General features: G+C 70.3%; 19 protein-coding genes, 2 tRNA genes and 1 other RNA gene. 5 read left to right on the plus strand and 17 right to left on the minus strand.

The window, feature by feature from the left end:
• The first annotated feature begins 232 nt into the window (after window positions 1-232).
• Together ACWPQI_RS15305 and ACWPQI_RS15310 are read left to right on the plus strand one after the other, a co-directional pair.
• Window positions 233-1018: an IclR family transcriptional regulator gene (locus ACWPQI_RS15305; RefSeq protein WP_017680852.1), complete on the plus strand. Its 786-nt coding sequence runs from the start codon at window positions 233-235 to the stop codon at window positions 1016-1018.
• A complete protein-coding gene (locus ACWPQI_RS15310; protein ID WP_017680853.1) occupies window positions 1011-2513 on the plus strand; it encodes an AMP-dependent synthetase/ligase in 1503 nt (500 codons plus the stop codon). Before ACWPQI_RS15305 ends, ACWPQI_RS15310 begins: the two co-directional genes overlap by 8 nt.
• Here ACWPQI_RS15310 and ACWPQI_RS15315 read toward each other — a convergent pair whose 3' ends face one another.
• The 17 genes from ACWPQI_RS15315 to prfB all read right to left on the minus strand — a co-directional run bounded on the left by ACWPQI_RS15315 (window position 2514) and on the right by prfB (window position 14785).
• The gene (locus ACWPQI_RS15315) at window positions 2514-2930 is read right to left on the minus strand and encodes a DUF7144 family membrane protein (protein ID WP_010594660.1); all 417 of its coding nucleotides are present in this window, start codon (window positions 2928-2930) and stop codon (window positions 2514-2516) included.
• A gap of 397 nt (window positions 2931-3327) precedes the next feature.
• Window positions 3328-3400, minus strand: a tRNA-Ala gene (locus tag ACWPQI_RS15320).
• A 73-nt stretch (window positions 3401-3473) separates the two neighbouring features.
• Window positions 3474-3549: transfer RNA gene (locus tag ACWPQI_RS15325), tRNA-Ala, on the minus strand.
• Window positions 3550-3682: 133 nt separating this feature from the next.
• Window positions 3683-4429 carry a DsbA family protein gene (locus ACWPQI_RS15330; protein WP_010594661.1) on the minus strand — a complete coding sequence of 249 codons (747 nt, stop codon included), beginning with the start codon at window positions 4427-4429 and terminating at the stop codon, window positions 3683-3685.
• A 37-nt stretch (window positions 4430-4466) separates the two neighbouring features.
• On the minus strand, window positions 4467-4955 hold the full coding sequence (locus tag ACWPQI_RS15335; RefSeq protein ID WP_010594662.1) for a MauE/DoxX family redox-associated membrane protein: 489 nt from the start codon (window positions 4953-4955) through the stop codon (window positions 4467-4469).
• Window positions 4956-4981: 26 nt separating this feature from the next.
• The gene (locus ACWPQI_RS15340) at window positions 4982-6190 is read right to left on the minus strand and encodes an MFS transporter (protein WP_017680855.1); all 1209 of its coding nucleotides are present in this window, start codon (window positions 6188-6190) and stop codon (window positions 4982-4984) included.
• A 62-nt stretch (window positions 6191-6252) separates the two neighbouring features.
• Window positions 6253-7887: a phosphoglucomutase (alpha-D-glucose-1,6-bisphosphate-dependent) gene (gene pgm, locus ACWPQI_RS15345; RefSeq protein WP_474738385.1), complete on the minus strand. Its 1635-nt coding sequence runs from the start codon at window positions 7885-7887 to the stop codon at window positions 6253-6255.
• Between the two features lie 78 nt (window positions 7888-7965).
• Window positions 7966-8310, minus strand: a complete 345-nt coding sequence (gene crcB / locus ACWPQI_RS15350) for a fluoride efflux transporter CrcB (protein WP_026137790.1) — start codon at window positions 8308-8310, stop codon at window positions 7966-7968.
• On the minus strand, window positions 8307-8663 hold the full coding sequence (locus ACWPQI_RS15355) for a fluoride efflux transporter FluC (protein ID WP_010594666.1): 357 nt from the start codon (window positions 8661-8663) through the stop codon (window positions 8307-8309). The genes crcB and ACWPQI_RS15355 overlap by 4 nt, the downstream gene beginning before the upstream one ends.
• 67 nt (window positions 8664-8730) lie before the next feature.
• Window positions 8731-9099: a transfer-messenger RNA gene (gene ssrA, locus ACWPQI_RS15360) on the minus strand.
• A 101-nt stretch (window positions 9100-9200) separates the two neighbouring features.
• Complete coding sequence (locus ACWPQI_RS15365; RefSeq protein ID WP_026137791.1) at window positions 9201-10031, minus strand: DMT family transporter; 831 nt, start codon at window positions 10029-10031, stop codon at window positions 9201-9203.
• 20 nt (window positions 10032-10051) lie between these two features.
• Window positions 10052-10525, minus strand: a complete 474-nt coding sequence (smpB, locus tag ACWPQI_RS15370) for an SsrA-binding protein SmpB (protein WP_010594668.1) — start codon at window positions 10523-10525, stop codon at window positions 10052-10054.
• A 93-nt stretch (window positions 10526-10618) separates the two neighbouring features.
• Window positions 10619-11524, minus strand: coding sequence for a permease-like cell division protein FtsX (ftsX, locus tag ACWPQI_RS15375; RefSeq protein ID WP_010594669.1), 906 nt, complete (start codon window positions 11522-11524; stop codon window positions 10619-10621).
• 60 nt (window positions 11525-11584) lie between these two features.
• Entirely contained in the window at window positions 11585-12274 is a 690-nt protein-coding gene (gene ftsE / locus ACWPQI_RS15380) for a cell division ATP-binding protein FtsE (protein WP_010594670.1), read from the minus strand.
• Between the two features lie 31 nt (window positions 12275-12305).
• Window positions 12306-12749 (minus strand): Rv3103c transmembrane domain-containing protein, encoded by a 444-nt coding sequence (locus ACWPQI_RS15385; protein WP_010594671.1) that lies wholly within the window; start codon window positions 12747-12749, stop codon window positions 12306-12308.
• Window positions 12746-13600: a mechanosensitive ion channel family protein gene (locus tag ACWPQI_RS15390; protein ID WP_167522837.1), complete on the minus strand. Its 855-nt coding sequence runs from the start codon at window positions 13598-13600 to the stop codon at window positions 12746-12748. Before ACWPQI_RS15390 ends, ACWPQI_RS15385 begins: the two co-directional genes overlap by 4 nt.
• A 60-nt stretch (window positions 13601-13660) precedes the next feature.
• On the minus strand, window positions 13661-14785 hold the full coding sequence (prfB, locus tag ACWPQI_RS15395; RefSeq protein WP_010594673.1) for a peptide chain release factor 2: 1125 nt from the start codon (window positions 14783-14785) through the stop codon (window positions 13661-13663).
• 78 nt (window positions 14786-14863) lie between these two features.
• On the opposite strand from prfB, the gene hisN reads away from it, so the two are divergent.
• From hisN to ACWPQI_RS15410, 3 genes are all read left to right on the plus strand, one after another.
• A complete protein-coding gene (gene hisN, locus ACWPQI_RS15400; RefSeq protein WP_017680856.1) occupies window positions 14864-15658 on the plus strand; it encodes a histidinol-phosphatase in 795 nt (264 codons plus the stop codon).
• Window positions 15659-15748: 90 nt separating this feature from the next.
• Window positions 15749-17143 carry an acyl-CoA dehydrogenase family protein gene (locus ACWPQI_RS15405; RefSeq protein ID WP_026137793.1) on the plus strand — a complete coding sequence of 465 codons (1395 nt, stop codon included), beginning with the start codon at window positions 15749-15751 and terminating at the stop codon, window positions 17141-17143.
• A 43-nt stretch (window positions 17144-17186) separates the two neighbouring features.
• On the plus strand, window positions 17187-18395 hold the full coding sequence (locus ACWPQI_RS15410) for an acyl-CoA dehydrogenase family protein (protein WP_010594677.1): 1209 nt from the start codon (window positions 17187-17189) through the stop codon (window positions 18393-18395).
• The last annotated feature ends 11 nt before the right edge of the window (window positions 18396-18406 follow it).

The following is an 18406-nucleotide window of genomic DNA, read 5'->3' on the forward strand; positions in this document are numbered from 1 at the left end:
ATAGCGCGGACGCCCGGGGAACCGGCTCCCCGCTCGGTGGGCGCTCCCCCGGGCGCGCAGGTCGGCGGGCCGGGTGCACGTCCCGGGGCGGCGGTGCTGCTCACCGCGCCGGATCGACGCGACCGGGATCCGATGCTGCAACCGAACAACGCGCTCGAGTGCTGGACTAGCATTCCGCTCAGAGTCGTACCGGCCCGGCCGGAGCAGTTCCCGAGGAAGGGGTGAACACACCGTGACCCCTACCGGCGCCGCCCGCCCGGCCACCGGTTCCGTCACGGTACGGGCGCTCACCCTTCTCGAGGCGTTCACGCGTGAGCAGCCCAGCCTGACCCTGAGCGAGATCTCCCGGCGCACGGGTCTGCCGCTCACCACAGTGCACCGGCTGGCCGGGGATCTCACCGAATGGGGCGCGCTGGAGCGCGACTCGTCCGGCCGCTTCAGCGTCGGGCTCCGGTTGTGGCAGGTCGGGGCCCTCGCGCCCCGCGGTGCGCTGCTGCGCGAGCTGGCACTGCCCGTGTTGGAAGACCTGTCGCAGATCACCCAGGAGAACGTGCAGCTCGGCGTGCGCGAGGGCACAGAAGTGGTGTTCGTCGAACGGCTGGGGGGTCAGCGGGCGGTGAAGACCCTCGCCCGGGTCGGCAGTCCCTTTCCCCTCCACGCGTCCGGCCTGGGACTCGTGCTGCTCGCGTTCGCCCCGCGCTCCGTTCAGGAGGAGGTGCTGTCGCGGCCGTTGGAACGGTTCACCGAACGCACCCTCACCTCACCGGCCGAGCTGCGCCGGGTCCTGGCCGAGGTGCGCCGTTCCGAGATCGCGGTGAGCGACCGCCAGGTGACGATGGAGGCAGTCTCGGTGGCCGCACCGATCTTCGAGCGGCCCGGGATCGCCGTCGCGGCACTGTCGATCGTCGCGGCCGCCGACACCGCGCAGGTCACCGCATTGACCCAGCTCGTGCGCACCGCGGCGCGTGCGATCGGCCGCGCCCTGCGACCCGGCGGATTGACGAGCAGCGATGGCTGAACCCGCCCGCACCGTGCCGCGGTTGCTGTTCGACCGGGTCGCCCGCACGCCCCATGCGGAGGCGTTCCGGCATCCCGCGGGTGACGACTGGTCGAGCGTGTCGTGGGGCGAGGTCGGCAGCCGGGTCACTGCGCTGGCCGCCGGGCTGATCGGACGGGGCATCGCCCCGGGCGCGCACGTCGCCGTCTGCGCCGTCACCAGCTACGAGTGGATCCTCGCCGACCTGGCGATCGTGTGTGCGGGGGCGGTCACCGTGCCGATCTACCCCGCTACCCCGCCGGCGGACGTGGCGGCACTGCTCCGGCACTCGGGCAGCGTGCTGACGTTCACGGACCGGCCGCTGCCCACCACGCCACTGCTGTACCTGAATCGGCTCGGGGAGCTCGAGGACGAGGGCCGGCGCCTCCTGGCCGCCGATCCTGAAGCGGTGGCGGCCCGCATCGCGGGCGTAACCCCCGACCACCTGGCCACCTTGATCTACACCTCCAGTTCCGACGGCACCGCCAAGGGTGCCTGTCTGTCGCACGCTGCCGTCGCCTACGAAGCCCGGGCGATGGCCCGCCTGGGGATGCTCACCTCCTCGGACCTGCAACTGCTCTGGTTGCCGCTCTCCCACGTCTTCGGGCGCGCCTTGCTGTTCGTGGGCGTGCACCTGGGGTTGCCGACGTTCGTCGACGGCCGCGCCGACCGGGTGGTGCGGCACCTCGGCGACGTCCGGCCCACCTTCCTCGGATCCGTTCCCCATGTACTGGGCAAGATCCGCACCGGCGTCGAGTCCGGCGCCGCGGATCTGGGTCGATTGCGATTCGTGCTGTCCGGGTCGGCCCGGCTCGCCCGCCCGCTGGCCGAGTGGTTCGACGGGGCCGGTGTGCCGGCCCTCGAGGGCTACGGCATCACCGAGACGGCGGGACCGTCCTGCGTCAACCGCCCGGACAGCCGGCGTCTCGGCTCCGTAGGCCGGCCCCTGCCCGGCACGCAGGTTCGTATCGCCCCCGACGGGGAACTGCTCGTCCGCAGCCCTGCGGTCATGGCCGGGTACCACGACGATGTCGAACGCACCGCGGCCGCCATCGACCGCGACGGCTGGTTCCATACCGGCGACCGCGGCGCCGTCGACGACGACGGATTCGTCACCTTGCGTGGCCGTAAGAAGGAGGTGTTCAAGACCTCCACCGGCAAGTACGTCGCGCCTGCTGCCGTCGCACGCCGGTTCCGGGCACTGCTGCCCGACGCGGACCTCGTCGTGGCAGGTGAACTCCGGCCCTACTGCGTGGGACTGGTCGTCCCCATGTCGGACCGGCCGATCCCACCGGCGGAGGCCGCGGCCGCCGTCGACCGGCTCAACGCGGACCTCGGCCGCTGGGAACGCATTCGCCGGTTCATCGTGCTGCCCGCACCGCTTCCGCCGACGGACGTCGACGCGCACGGGCACCCGCTGCCGGAGCGGGTGCTCGTGCGCTGCGCCGACGTCGTGCAGCGTTTGTACGAGGATTGATCAGGGACGGTAGCCCGGCTCGGTACGACCGGCGTCCCAGGTGCGATCGGCGTCCCAGGTCGACACCGCCCAGATCACCACCACGTCGATCGCGATGATCGCGAGCGACCAGCCCGGGTAGTAGGGCAGCCACAGGAAGTTCACGATGATCGACAGCGCCGCGATGACGATCGCGGCGACGCGCGCCCACGTCGCCCCCGTGACGAGCGCGAGACCGACCACGGCCACCAGGATGCCCAGGATCAGATGCACCCAGCCCCACGCCGTGACGTCCCAGGAGAAGGTGTATTCCTGCCCCACGACGATGATGTCGTCCTTGGCGATCGCGGCGATGCCCTGCAGGAACTGCAGGACACCGACCGTGGCCAGCAGGATGCCGGCCGCGATCGACGTGCCGGCGGCGAAACCCTGCTTCAATCCCGAGCCGGTCGCCGGCCCCGATCCGTGGCGGACAGCGGCGGCGGGGCCGCCACCCTCGTGGGCACCACCCGCATGGCGCGCAGACGCACCCGCTGCCGCAGTGGCACCCATACCGGCAGTAGCACCCGAACCGGCAGTAGCACCCGAACCGGCTGTAGCACCCGCACCCGGTGCGGCACCGGCACCGGCACCGGCAGAAGAACCCGGGGTAATGTTCGAACCTTCGGACACGACAGCTCACCTCTCCCGTTTTCGAAGCGATCCATCACAGTGTGCGCCGCTACGAGAGAGCATGAAGCAGGTTCCGAGGGGGAAAATGTCGGCATTGCCCGGGATACCGGTCCGGCCGCACAACGATCGGGGCGTCCCGGAGGGGGTGGAGAGGGTGCGGGAGTGGAGCTAAGGGGACTCGAACCCCTGACCCCCACACTGCCAGTGTGGTGCGCTACCAGCTGCGCCATAGCCCCTGAACAACCGGACCACCCGAGGTGGCCTCTCACGACAAGAGGCGAGAGCATTCACTCTCGCCTCGTGTCGCGATGGTGGAGCTAAGGGGACTCGAACCCCTGACCCCCACACTGCCAGTGTGGTGCGCTACCAGCTGCGCCATAGCCCCGTACCGTCACCCGGGATTTACTCCCCGGTGCGAAGAGAAAATTACACCATCGCCGTCGACGACAACAAATCGCCTGGTCAGTGCGGACCGGGAGGCGACGGCGGTCGTCCGTCCGACCACCGTCGCCGCCACCTCAGCCGAGCTCGGCCACCCAGTTGTCGTTACCGAGTGCGTCGATCACGGTGCCGTTGTGCACCACCGCGGGGGTGCCGGACGCGCCCGCCGCCGCGAGCGCCTGCCGTCCCGCCTCCGCGTCGACCGCAGCCTGCTCGACGCGCGCGCCGTCGGCGACACACTGCGCCGCCTCGTCGGACGCCCCGGCGTCCCGTGCCATCTGTGCCAGCTCGGCATTGGTGAGGTCGCTGTCGCCCCGCTCGGCGGGCTGGTTCTCCGGCGAGAGCAGCGCACCGTGGAACGCGGAGAACGCCGTCGCGTCCCCGGCCTGCGCGACGCACTGACCGGCCGCGACCGCGCGGGTCGAGTAGTCGCCGCTCGCCGAGAGCTGATCGAGGAACGCGAGCATGTGGTATCGCACAGCGACGTCGCCGGCGTCGATCGCCTGCGCGAGTTCCTGACCGTGCTTGTGCTCGAGCTCGGCGCAGTACGGGCACAGCGGGTCCTCGAACAGGTCGATCGTCGTCGCGGCGTCGGGGAGGCCGAGGAGGACGACCCCGTCGTCCTGCAACTCCACCTGCACCGCCGCGTTCTGCACCGTCCCGTAGCCCTCGTTGCGCGCCTTGCTCCGGTTCGCCTGCCACAGCACCCCCCCGATGACCAGCACCGCGATCACCACGACCGCGATCCCGCCGAGGATGAAGGTGGACTTGCTCGACGTCGGCTCCGGCGTGTACTTGACCGGTTTGACCTTCTTGGCGCTCACGAAATCTGCCCTTCGCTGTCCGGGTATCGATGCGGGATCACTCTGCCATCGCGGGCTGAGTGCGTGCTGAGAGCCTCGCCCGGGAGCCGGGACCGAGCGCGAGCGGACTGCGGGGGAACACGGTCAGCCATGCGGCCAGGGCGAGGAAGCCGAGGTCTCGTGCGATTTCTCCGGCGTAGTCCCAGCCGTCCACGTCGGCGGCCCCACCGCCACCGAAACACCCGCAGTCGATCGACAGCCCGCGCGCCCACACCGACGCGATCACGCCGATCAACGTCAGCAGCGCGGCCGCCCCCACGACCGCTGCCGCGCGCACCGCGAGCCCGATCAGCAGCAGCAGTCCGAGCACGAGCTCGAGGATCGGCAGCCCGGCCGCGACGGGCCGCACGAGGACCTCGGGCAGCAGCTGGTACGCGCGGACGGCCACCACGGTCTGCGACGGATCGACGAACTTGATCCAGCCGGAGATCAGCCACACGGCGGCGAGACCGAGCCGGGCGATCAGACTGAGCAGGGGAATCCACACGTCATCGACAGTACCGAGGTCGACGCTCAGCGCTCCGTGGCTTCGGTCACCGCGGGTTCCCGGGTGAGCCGCGGCGCCAGCGCCCAGGGCACGGCCACCAGCAGCATGACGGCACCGGTCACGGCGAAGGCGGCCCCGTACGACAGGTGCTGCGCCAGGACTCCGGCGGCGACCGGTCCGATCACCGCGCCCACGTCGGCGGTCATCTGGAACGTCGCCAGCACCGGGCCGCCGCGCGCCTTGCTGCCGACGACGTCGGCGACGGACGCCTGCTGGGCCGGGTTCATCAGGCCCGACCCGACGCCGGCCAGCAGTGAGGTCGCGAAGAACAGCGCGAGGTTCGTGGTCAGGCCCATCGCGATGGTGCTGGTCCCGCACACCACGAGCCCCAGCAGGACGAACGGGCGGCGGCCGAACCGGTCGGACAACCGCCCGGAGACCATCAGGACCAGGGCGTTGCCCACGGCGAACACCGTCAGCGCCACCCCGGCGAGCCCGGCGTCGCGTCCGAGCACCTCTACGACGAACAGCGGCACCATCGCCACCCGCACGCCGAAGACGACCCAGCCGTTGGCGAAGTTCGATCCGAGTGCGGCCCGGTACACCGGCGACCGCAGGGCCTCCCGCAGCCGCATCGCGGGCATGCCGGCGCCCGAGTCCGGCGCGGCGAGCGCGGAGTGGCGCAGGCTCACGAACACGACGGCCGCTGCGACGAGGAGGGCCACCGCATAGATCAGGAACGGTGCCCGCAACCCCAGTCCTACCAGCGCGCCGCCGACGAGCGGACCGCCGATGTTGCCGAGCAGGAAGCTCGTCGCGTAGAGCCCCGACACCCGGCCCCGCGCGTTCGGTGGGGAGATGCGGATCAGCAACCCGAACGCCGAGACGGTGAACATGGTCGAGCCGATCCCGCCGAGCGCCCGGAACAGCAGCAGCTGCCAGTAGTCCGTCGCGAAGGCGCAGGCGCCGGTCGACAGCGCCACGATGAGCACACCGGCGGTGTACACCGGCCGCTCCCCCAGCCGCTGCACGAGTTTTCCGCTGGCGGGAGCGAACAGCAGCCGCATGGCCGCGAACGCGGAGATCACGACGGACGCCGCGGTGACCCCGACGCCGAAACTGCGCGCGAACTGCGGCAGCGCGGGCGCGACGAGACCGAAGCCGAGAGCGATGACGAAGGCCGCGCTGACCAGGACCCAGATCTCCCGCGGCAAGGCGGCGTCGCGTGTTCGCATGATGGGCCTGATGTTAGCGACGCGCACGACCGGTCCGGCAGGCGCGTCCCGCCGGTACGGACTCAGCCGAGAACGTGGGACACCAGGTCGCGGGCCGCGTCCTGGACCTGCGCGAGATGGTCGGGGCCGAGGAACGATTCGGCGTAGATTTTGTACACGTCCTCGGTGCCCGACGGCCGGGCCGCGAACCACGCGTTCTCCGTGGTGACCTTCAGTCCGCCGATCGCGGCACTGTTGCCCGGCGCGGCGGTGAGGGTCGCGGTGATCGGCTCGCCGGCCAGTTCGGTGGCGTCGACCTGTTCGGGCGAGAGCTTCCCCAGCACCGCCTTCTGCTCCCGCGTGGCGGGTGCGTCCACCCGGGCGTACGACGGGTCGCCGTAGCGCTCGGCGAGCTCGGCGTAGCGCCGGGACGGGGTCGTGCCGGTCACGGCGGTGATCTCGGACGCGAGCAGGGCCAGCAGGATGCCGTCCTTGTCGGTGGTCCACACCGAGCCGTCGCGCCGCAGGAACGACGCGCCGGCGCTCTCCTCCCCGCCGAATCCGAGGGTGCCGTCGAGCAGGCCGGGAACGAACCACTTGAAGCCCACCGGAACTTCGAGCAGCCCGCGGCCCAGGCCCGCGGCCACCCGGTCGATCATCGACGAGCTCACGAGGGTCTTGCCGACCTTCGCCTCGGCGGACCACCCGGAACGGTGCCGGTACAGGTAGTCGATGGCGACCGCGAGGTAGTGGTTCGGGTTCATCAGCCCCCCGTCGGGGGTGACGATGCCGTGCCGGTCGGCGTCGGCGTCGTTGCCGGTGGCCAGGTCGTAGCGGTCGCGGGTGCCGATCAGCGACGCCATCGCGTTGGGCGACGAGCAGTCCATCCGGATCTTGCCGTCGGTGTCGAGGGTCATGAACCGCCACGTGGCGTCGACGAGCGGGTTGACGACGGTCAGGTCCAGCCGGTGCCGCTCGGCGATCTCGCCCCAGTAGTCGACGCTCGCACCGCCGAGGGGGTCGGCGCCGACGCGCAGCCCGGCCTCGCGGACGGCGTCGAGGTCCACGACGTTCGGCAGGTCGTCGATGTAGGCGGCGAGGAAGTCGTGCCGGCCGGCTGCGGCGAGCGCCCGGGCGGCAGGGACCCGGCGCACCCCGTCGAGTCCCGCGGCGAGCAGCTCGTTGGCGCGCGCCGCGATCGCCGACGTCGCGTCCGTGTCGGCCGGCCCACCGTGCGGGGGGTTGTACTTGAATCCGCCGTCGCGGGGCGGGTTGTGCGACGGGGTGACGACGATCCCGTCGGCGCGGGCCCCGGATCCGGCGGCGGCGTTGTGCCGCAGGATCGCGTGGCTCACGGCCGGGGTGGGTGTGTAGCGGTCGCGGGCGTCGACGACCACATCGACGCCGTTGGCGGCGAGCACCTCGAGTGCGCTCGTCCATGCCGGTTCCGACAGCGCGTGGGTGTCGCGGCCGAGGAACAGCGGCCCGGTGACCTGCTGCGCCGCCCGGTATTCGACGATCGCTTGGGTCGTGGCGAGGATGTGCTGCTCGTTGAAGGCGCCGTCGAGGCTCGATCCGCGGTGACCCGAGGTGCCGAAGGCAACCTGCTGCAACGGATCCTGCGGGTCCGGCGTCACCGTGTAGTACGCGGTGACCAGGTGCGCGAGATCCTCCAGATCCGCGGCTGCCGCCGGTTGTCCCGCTCGTTCGTGCGCCATGTGACCTCCTCGTCCACCCGACCTTGCCCTGCTCATCTTGCCCGGCCTGCGTGCACCGCGCGCGTCGATCGCCGGCGGTCAGGACGTGAGGGCGAACCCGGCCCAGGCCGCGGCCGTCCCGGCCAGCACGCTCACCACCGCATATGCCGTCGCGGTGGCCGGGCGGCGCACGCGTACGAGACCGACCGCTTCGACGGCGAACGTCGAATAGGTGGTCAGGCCTCCGCAGAATCCGGTGCCGAGCAGCGCGAACGTCGCCGGTGCCAGCGCGGCGCCGGACAGCAGGCCCAGCAGCAGGCAGCCCAGAACGTTGACCGTCATCGTCGCCACCGGGACGCTGCGATAGGAGCGGACGTGCCGGCCCGCGAGGTAGCGCAGGACCGCACCGGCACCGCCGCCGACGGCGACGAGCAGGACGGTCATCGGGTCGCCGACCGGTGCCGCCACGCCTCACCGGTGGCCATCCCGACGCGTGCCGCCGTGAGTGCCCCGACGAGGGTCACAGTCACGTACAGGACGGCCGTCGCGGGGTGGCGGACGGTGTCGACGGCGAACGTGGAAAAGGTGGTGTAGCCGCCGAGTACGCCGACACCCAGGAACAGGCGCCACAGGCGATCGGGACCGAGCAGCGCGGCGACGAGGCCGAGCAGCAGCGAGCCGGCGACGTTGATCGCCGCGATCGTCCAGATGCCGGGGAACTGCACGGCCAGGGCGTACCGGGCCACGGCGCCCACCGCTCCGCCCGCGGCGACCACGGCCGTCGGCTTGTACTCCATGCCGGTAACCGTAGAGGTCCGGCAGATGCGAAGGACCCCGGCCGGGTGGCCGGGGTCCTTCGCGTTCCGGTGGAGCTGCCGGGAATCGAACCCGGGTCCTCCGCCGCCTCGCCAGGGCTTCTCCGTGTGCAGTTCGCTATGTCTCTACTTGGATCTCCCGGTCCCGCGAACAAGCCGAGATGACGATCCCAGTCGCTGTTTGCTGTCCCGTCCGGCTCCGCGACCGAGCCGTACGGTGAAGCTCCCTAGTCGATGCCAGGATCCGGGGCGGGAGCACACCCGGTCTGACAGAGACGCACTCGCTTAGGCAGCGAGGGCGTACTCGCGCTGAGTAGACTCGGCGCTTATTGGTTTGCAGCGACGCTTACGGTGGTCTCTTGCCTGCACCGACACGCTTCCCCTAGCTCAACGTACGCAGTCGAAACCGTTCAGCCCCGTACGTACCTGCGACCTTCGCAGGACTACCCACTCTAACGCGCGGACCCCCCTTCGTCATTCCCATTTCCGCCGCGCCGCGGATGACGTGGATCACAGCCGTCACGCGGCCGCGGTGATCATGCCTACGGCGGTGAGGGCGAGCAGCATGCCGGCCGTCTGACCACGCCCGATACGCTCGCCCAGCACGATCATCGCCAGCAGCACGGTCGCCGCCGGGTACAGCGCGCCGATGACGCTGACCAGCGACAGCATGCCGCCCTGGAAGGCGAACATCAGCGCACCGTTGGCGATCACGTCCAGGACCGCGACCGCGACGATGTGCGGGTACACCCGCCCCGGCGGCCGGATCAGCTGCCGCACCCCCAGAGCCACGGCCCACACCACGAGCGTCGCGGTGAGCCGCGACATGCCGAGAGGCCACAGGCCGGTGCCCTCGGGGACTCGGTGCAGCGCGACGAACATCAGCGCGAACGCGACCCCGGAGCCGACGGTCAGCCACGCCACGTTCGCGGTGAAGCGTGGCTGCTCGTCCCCGGCGACGCTCTCCCTCGATTCCCTGCTGACCAGCACGACGGCGACGAGGGCGATCGCGATTCCGGCGTAGGCGACCGGTCCGGGCCGCTCCCCCGCCGTGATGCCGACGAGCACCGGGATCCCGGCCACGAGCACGGCGGTGAGTGGGGACACCACCGACATCGGACCGGCGGCGAGCGCGAGATAGAACCACCAGATCGCGACGCCGCCGGCCACACCGGCCGCCGCACCCCAGCCGAGCGACCCGGCCGTGACGTCACCGCCGACGAGCGGCGCGACGGCGAGCACCAGCAACAGCGACAGCGGGTACGACACGAGCACGAACCGCAGCGCCGCCACCTGCCGGGACGCGACTCCGCCGAGGAAGTCGCTCACCCCGTAGCCGACCGCGGCCACCAGGGCGAGCACGATCGCCGTCAGCGCATGCCCTTCACCCGCCGGCCGAGTTCGCGGGTCACCTCACGCTCGGCGGTGCGACGGGCCAGATCCTGGCGCTTGTCGTAGTCCTGCTTACCCCGGGCCAGCGCCAGCTCGACCTTCACCTTGCCGTCGGAGAAGTACATCGACAGCGGCACCAGGGTCTGGTTGCCCTCGCGGGTCTTGCCCACGAGGTTGTCGATCTCCCGGCGGTGCAGCAGCAACTTGCGAGTGCGCCGCGGGGCGTGGTTGGTCCACGTACCGTGTCCGTACTCGGGGATGTGCAACCCGCGCAGCCACACCTCACCGTCGTCGACGGTGGCGAACGCGTCGACGAGCGAGGCCTTGCCCTCGCGCAGGCTCTTGACCTCTGTGCCCAGGAGTGCGACTCCGGCCTCGTACGTGTCCAGAATGGTGTAGTTGTGCCGCGCCTTGCGGTTGGTCGCAATGACCTTGCGGCCCTTTTCCTTCACTTTCGGGCCCCTCCGGTCCTCGATGCGTCCGACAGATCTGTGTACAGCATAGGTAGCGGAGACAACCGGATATTCCCGCGCACCGGCGCGGAGCTATTCGCGCACGTACAGGCGCAGGGTGACGTAGGCGGTCAACGCCGCCATGCCGACGCCCACCAGCACCAGGATCGGCGAGACGAGCAGTACGTCGCTGTTGGAGATGCGGGCGACGATGTTGGCCTCGTAGACCTCCGAGAGCACCTCGTCGACGAAGGCACCCTTCGCGGCGAACAACCCGGCGATGGCCAGCGCCGCGCCGATCACGGCCGCCACGACGGCCTCGAGCAGGAACGGCAGCTGGGTGTACCAGCGGGTCGCGCCCACCAGCCGCATGATGCCCACCTCGGTGCGGCGGGTGAACGCGGCGATCTGCACCATGTTCGCGATGAGCAGGATCGCAGCGACCGCCTGGACCGTGGCGATCGCGAACGCGGCGTTGCGGACGCCGCCCAGCACGCTGAACAGCCTCTCGACGAGGTCCTTCTGGTTGAGGACACTGTCGACCCCGGGGCGGACGGCGAACTGGTCCTCGATCACCCCGAACCGGTCGGGGTCGGAAAGCTTGATCTTGAACGAGGCCGGGAAGCTCTCGGGGCTGACGAGTTCGGCGAGTTCCGGCTGGTCCTTGAAGACCCGCTCGGTCGCGTCGGCGACGGCGTCCTCGCGGTTGAGGTACTGCACCGACACCACTGCCGGGGTGTTCTCGAGGTCCGAGCGCAGGGTCCGGCAGATGTCCTGCTCGCAGTCCGGGTCGAGGGTCGAGATGTCCTCGGTGAGGAACACCTGCACCTCGACCCGGTCGAGGAAGATCTGCTGCGTCTTGTCCGCCATCTGCACGACGAGCAGGCCCGCGCCGAACAGGCCGAGGGAGATCGCGGTGGTCAGGATCATCGCGACGGTCATGGTCAGGTTGCGGCGCAGGCCGGTGGCGACCTCGCTCAGGATGAAGCTGGCACGCATGGAGTGTCGAAGTCCTTCGGTTGCCGGAGGGGGCGAGTGCGGTGGAGCGGGAGAACGCGGTCAGCGGCCGACGCCGTAGACGCCGCGCGCCTCGTCGCGCACGACCCGCCCGAGGTCGAGCTCGACCACCCGGCGCCGCATCGAGTCGACGATGTGATGGTCGTGAGTGGCCATCAGCACGGTGGTTCCCGTTCGGTTGATGCGTTCGAGCAGCATCATGATGTCCTGGCTGGTGTCCGGGTCGAGGTTGCCGGTCGGCTCGTCGGCCATGAGCACGAGCGGCCGGTTCACGAACGCCCGCGCGATCGCGACGCGCTGCTGTTCGCCACCGGACAGCTCGGTGGGCAGGCGGTCGGCCTTGCCGGACAGGCCGACGAGGTCGAGCACCTCGGGCACGGTGCGCGCGATGACCGAGCGGGGCTTGCCGATCACCTCGAGCGCGAACGCGACGTTCTCGGCCACCGTCTTGCGCTGCAGCAACCGGAAGTCCTGGAACACGCAGCCCAGGTTCTGCCGCAACCTGGGCACCCGGCGCGCCGACAGGCGGTTGACGTGGAAGTCCGCCACGTGGATGTCACCCGAGGTGGGCGTGTCGTCACGCAGGAGCAGCCGCAGGAAGGTCGACTTCCCGGAACCGGACGGGCCGATGAGGAAGACGAACTCGCCCTTGTCGATCTCGACGCTCACCTTGTCGAGAGCCGGCCGGGTCGACGTCTTGTACGACTTGGACACATTCTCCAGGCGGATCACGCCGCCATGCTAGCCGTTATCGGACGGTGACCTAAGGAACCGACTCGCCGGTAGGTTCGGTGGGGGACGAATCACCGAGGCCGGGAATCGGGATCTCGGGCAACCGCAGGCCGGGCTGGGTCGTCGTGGTCGTCGGGGCCGGGGCACCGGGCACCGCCTCCGAGCCGCGTCCGCCGGGAGTCGATCCGGTGCCCGTCGGCGTGGGGTCGGCCGTCGTCGGAGCCGGTTCGGTGGTGGTGGGGACGGTGGTGGTCGGAGTGGGCTCGACCGGGGCCTCCGGCACGTACGGCACGTACGGCACGTCGCTGACGACGACCGCGCCCGGCGGCGCCGCCGCGTTCTGCTCGTCCTCCGGATTCAGGTACACGTACAGCAACCACAGGCCGACCCAGAGCACGCACAGGCTCAACGTGGTGGTGCGCACCCGGCCGCCGAGGACGTGGTCCGGGATGTGGAATCGGCGTCGCTCGCTCACTGCACCGCCTCGATACCGTGGATCGGGGTGGAGGTGTCCAGCTGGGGGTTGACGCTCATCCCCCTGCGGCGCAGCGCCAGCGCGACGCGCACCCGGAGTTCGCGGCCCACCTGGAACTGCTTGCCGGGCAGGGTCCGGGCCACCATACGGACGCTGACCTGATCGACCTCGAGACTCTCGACTCCCATCACGGTCGGCTCGTCGAGCAGCAGTTCCCTGAGCTTCTCGTCCTCGAACGCCGCGACCCCGACCTCGTGCAGGATGTCGTTGACCTCTGCGATGTCCGCGGTGACCGGGATCGGCACGTCGACGACGGCACGGGCCCAGTCCTTCGACAGGTTGACAGCCTTGTTGATCTGCCCGTTGGGCACGGTGATGACCTCGCCGGCGGCGTTGCGCAGTTTCGTCACCCGCAGGGTGACGTCCTCGACCGTGCCGACGGCATCGGCGGAGGCACCGGTGACCGAGATCTGGACGGTGTCACCGAACCCGTACTGCCGCTCGGTGATGATGAAGAATCCGGCGAGGATGTCCTGGACGATGCGCTGGGCACCGAAACCGAGCGCGGCACCGAGCACCGTGGCCGGCGCCACGAGGCTGCCGATGGGGAGCGCCAGGTAGTCGAAGACCTTCAGGGTCGCGACGATGTAGACGAACGTGATGACCACCCAGGTGATCACCTGCGCCACCGAGTGGCGGTGCTTGGTGACCTCCGAGCGCACCAGGGCGTCGGACTGCTGGTAGGTCTCGTCGATGCGCCGCGTGATCCGGCCACCGACCCAGCTCACGAATCGCGCGACGAGCGCGGCGCCGAGCACCGTGAGCGCGATCTGCAGACCGCTGCTCGACAGCCAGTCGAGAATCCTGCTACCGGGAAACAGGGTTCGATCCTCCGTGTCGCTGGTTCCGGACTACTGGTTCTGCTTCTGGTTCTCGCGCATGCGCCACCGGATGCCCTCCTCGAGGAACCCGTCGATGTCGCCGTCGAGGACGGCCGACGGATTGTTCACCTCGTGCTCGGTGCGCAGGTCCTTGACCATCTGGTAGGGGTGCAGGACGTAGGAGCGCATCTGGTTGCCCCAGGAGCTCCCGCCGTCGCCCTTGAGGGCGTCCATCTCGGCGCGCTCCTCCTGCCGCTTGCGTTCGAGCAGCTTGGCCTGCAGCACGCGCATGGCCGAGACCTTGTTCTGCAGCTGCGACTTCTCGTTCTGGCAGGTGACGACGATGCCCGTGGGGATGTGGGTCAGTCGCACCGCGGAGTCGGTGGTGTTGACGGACTGCCCGCCCGGGCCGGACGAGCGGTACACGTCGACGCGGATGTCGTTCTCGTCGACGTCGATGTGGTCGGTCGTCTCGACGACGGGCAGCACCTCGACCTCGGCGAACGACGTCTGGCGCCGGCCCTGGTTGTCGAAGGGGCTGATACGCACGAGCCGGTGGGTGCCCATCTCGACCGAGAGGGTGCCGTACGTGTAGGGCGCCTTGATCGCGAAGGTCGCGGACTTGATGCCCGCCTCCTCCGCATACGAGGTGTCATAGACCTCCACCGGATAGCCGTGCTTGTCGGCCCACCGGATGTACATCCGCATGAGCATCTCGGCCCAGTCGGCGGCGTCGACGCCGCCGGCGCCGGCGCGGATGTTGACCAGCGCGTCGCGCTGGTCGTACTCGCCGGAGAGCAGGGTCCGCACCTCCATCGCCTCGATGTCGGTGCGCAGGGCGGCACGCTCGGCGTCGGCGTCGGCCAGCGCGACGGTGCGGTCCTCCCCCTCCTCGCCCTCGGCGAGTTCGTAGAGCACCGGCAGGTCGTCGAGCCGTGAGCGCAGCTCCTCGACGCGCCGCAGTTCACCCTGGGCGTGCGAGAGCTGGCTGGTGACCTGCTGCGCATGCTCCTGGTCGTTCCACAACTCCGGGTCGGCGGCCTGGTGCTCGAGTTCGTCGATGCGCCGGCGCAGCTCGTCCACGTCGAGGACCGCCTCGACGGTCTCGAGGGTGGTCGCCAGTTCGGCCAGGTCTGCGGAAACATCGGGATGCACGATTCTCAAGGCTACCGGGTGTGCGGCGTGACCTCGCCACCGCTGGGGGCCGGGTGGGCCTCGACTAGCGTCTGGGGCATGAGCACGGACTTCTCGGCCGATCTGGATCTCGCCCTGCGCCTCGCCGACGAGGCGGACGCCATCACCCGCACCCGGTTCGGCGCCCTGGACCTGACCGTCACCGACAAGCCGGACCTGACCCCGGTGTCGGATGCCGATCTCGGCGTCGAACGCGCCGTGCGCGGCACGCTCGGCGCCGAGCGCCCGGGGGACGCGATCCTCGGCGAGGAGTTCGGGGGCGACGCGGTGTTCACCGGCCGCCAGTGGGTGGTCGATCCGATCGACGGGACCAAGAACTTCGTGCGCGGTGTGCCGGTGTGGGCCAGCCTGATCGCCCTGCTCGACGACGGCGTGCCGGTGGTGGGGGTGGTGAGCGCCCCGGCGTTGAACCGCCGTTGGTGGGCCGCGGCCGGCGCGGGATCGTGGCTGGCGTACGACGGCGGGCAGCCGCGCCGCATCTCGGTCTCGCAGGTCGCCGAGCTGTCCGCCGCGTCGCTGAGCTTCTCGAGCCTGTCCGGCTGGCGCGACCGCGGCCGGCGCGACGAGTTCGTCGCGCTCACCGACGAGGTGTGGCGGGTGCGGGCCTACGGCGACTTCTACTCGTACTGCCTGCTCGCCGAGGGCGCGGTGGACGTCGCACTGGAGCCCGAGGTGTCCCTGTGGGACCTGGCTGCGCTGGACGTGCTGGTCCGGGAGGCCGGGGGCCGGTTCACGAATCTCGACGGTGCGGCCGGCCCGCACGGTGGCAGCGCGGTCGCCACCAACGGAGCGCTGCACGACGGTGTGCTCACCCGTCTGCAGCACGCCGGATAGGGCACGCACCACCAACTTACTCGATAGTAGACAGCAATCTTACTCCGCAGTAAGATTGTGGGCGTCCGTCCCCACATCGAGAAACCTCTGGTGATCATGAGCAAGCAAGACAGTGTGGCCCGGAACACCCCCCGCGATACGTCCGCCGTGGGCCTGAACCCCCTCCGGCGGGACGCCATGGGCGCGGCGATGCGTGTGCTCACCCGGATCACCGGTTCGGAACTCGCGGACCGGTACAACCTCCGGCAGGCCATCGACCGGGTGACCTACCAGTCCACCAAGACCGGCTTCAAGACGCTCGGCGCCGCCACCCGCACCTTCAAGAAGGTCACCGGCGGATCCGGCACACCGCAGCGCCTCGACACCGCCGTCCGCACCGACCTGTTCGACCTGACCCCCACCGACGATCAGCAGATGATCGCCGAGACCGTCCGCGAGTTCGCCGCCGAGATCCTGCGGCCCGCTGCGCACGATGCCGACGAGGCAGCCGCCGCCCCCGCCGACCTCCTCGCCCGGGCCGCCGAACTCGGCATCACCCTCGTCAACGTGCCCGAGGCATTCGAGGGAGCCGCCACCGAGCGGGGCGCCGTCACCAACACCCTCGTCGCCGAGGCACTCGCCCACGGCGACATGGGGCTGGCGCTGCCGATCCTCGCGCCGAGCGGCGTCGCGGTCGCCCTCACCCAGTGGGGCACCGAGGAGCAGCAGCGGACGTACCTGCCGGCGTTCGCCGGCGACGACGTCCCCCAGGCCTGCGTCGTGATCACCGAGCCGCGCGCCCTGTTCGACCCCTTCGCGCTGCAGACCAAGGCGGTGCGCTCCCCCAGCGGCTACCGGCTCACCGGCGTCAAGTCCCTGGTGCCGGCCGCCGGCAGCGCCGAACTGTTCGTCGTCGCCGCCGAACTCGACGGAAAGCCGTCGCTGTTCCTGGTCGAATCCGACAGCAAGGGCCTGGTGATCGAGGCCGACCCGTCGATGGGTCTGCGCGCCGCCGGGCTCGGCCGGCTGCACCTGACCGACGTCGCCGTGCCGCAGTCCGCCCTCCTCGGCGACGCCGACGCCGACGTGCGCGCCGAGCAGTACGCGGACGCCGTCCGCCTCGCCCGGCTCGGCTGGTCCGCCCTCGCCGCGGGGACCGGACAGGCCGTGCTCGACTACGTCGTCCCCTACGTCAACGAACGGGAAGCCTTCGGCGAACCGATCAGCCATCGGCAGGCCGTCGCCTTCATGGTCGCCAACATCAAGATCGAGCTCGACGGGATCCGGCTGGTCACGCTGCGCGGCGCCGCCCGGGCCGATCAGGGCCTGTCCTTCGCCCGCGAGGCGGCGCTGGCCCGCAAGCTCGCCACCGACAAGGGTATGCAGATCGGCCTCGACGGTGTCCAACTGCTCGGCGGCCACGGCTTCACCAAGGAACACCCCGTCGAGCGCTGGTACCGCGACCTGCGCGCCGTGGGCGTCGCCGAGGGCGTCGTCCTCGTCTGAGCCGCCCGATCCGGCAGCGTCCCCTCACACCTAGGAACCCGCGATGATCAATCTCGAACTTCCCAAGAGGCTCAAGGCGTCGGCGAACCAGGCCCACCAGGTCGCCGCGCAGATCTTCCGTCCCGTCTCACGCAAGTACGACCTCGCCGAGCACGTGTACCCCGTCGAACTGGACACGATGGCGGCGATGGTCGAGGGCCTCAACGACTCCGGCCAGGGCGCCTCGGGCGCGGCGCTCGGCCGCGGCGACGAGCCCAAGAAGCAGGCCGGCAACGTCAACGGCGGCAACATGGCGTCGCTGCTCAACGTGATCGAAACCTGCTGGGGCGACGTCGGTCTGACTCTCTCGATCCCCTATCAGGGCCTCGGCAACTCGGCGATCGCCGCCGTCGCCACCGACGAACAGCTCGAGCGCTTCGGCAAGGTGTGGGCGTCGATGGCCATCACCGAGCCCAGCTTCGGCTCCGACTCCGCCGCCGTGACCACCACCGCCGTCCTCGACGGCGACGAGTGGGTCCTCAACGGCGAGAAGATCTTCGTCACCGCCGGCGAACGCTCCACCCACGTGGTCGTGTGGGCGAGCGTCGACCGGTCGAAGGGGCGCGCGGCGATCAAGTCGTTCGTCGTCCCGCGGGACGCCCCCGGCCTCAGCGTGGCCCGCCTCGAGCACAAGCTCGGCATCAAGGCCTCCGACACGGCCGTCCTCGTGCTCGACAACTGCCGGATTCCGAAGGACAACCTGCTCGGCAGCCCCGAGGTGAACGTCGAGAAGGGGTTCGCGGGGGTCATGCAGACCTTCGACAACACCCGTCCGATCGTCGCCGGCATGGCCATCGGCGTCGCCCGCGCGGCGCTCGAGGAACTGCGCGGCGTCCTCGCCGAGGCCGGTGTCGAGGTGTCCTACGACGTCCCGGCCTGCAACCAGCACGCTGCGGCCGCCGAATTCCTCGCGCTCGAGGCCGACTGGGAGGCGGCCTACCTGCAGGCGCTGCGGGCCGCGTGGATGGCCGACAACAAGCAACCCAACTCGCTGGAGGCGTCGATCTCCAAGGCCAAGGCCGGCCGCACCGGCACCGCGGTCACCCTCAAGGCAGTCGAGCTGGCGGGTACCTACGGCTACTCCGAACGTCCACTGCTCGAGAAGTGGGCGCGCGACTCGAAGATCCTCGACATCTTCGAGGGCACGCAGCAGATCCAGCAGCTCATCATCGCGCGACGGCTGCTGGGCCTGTCGAGCGCCGAACTGAAGTAGCCGGTCACAGA

The sequence above is a fragment of the Rhodococcus sp. LMD genome, assembly GCF_056108245.1.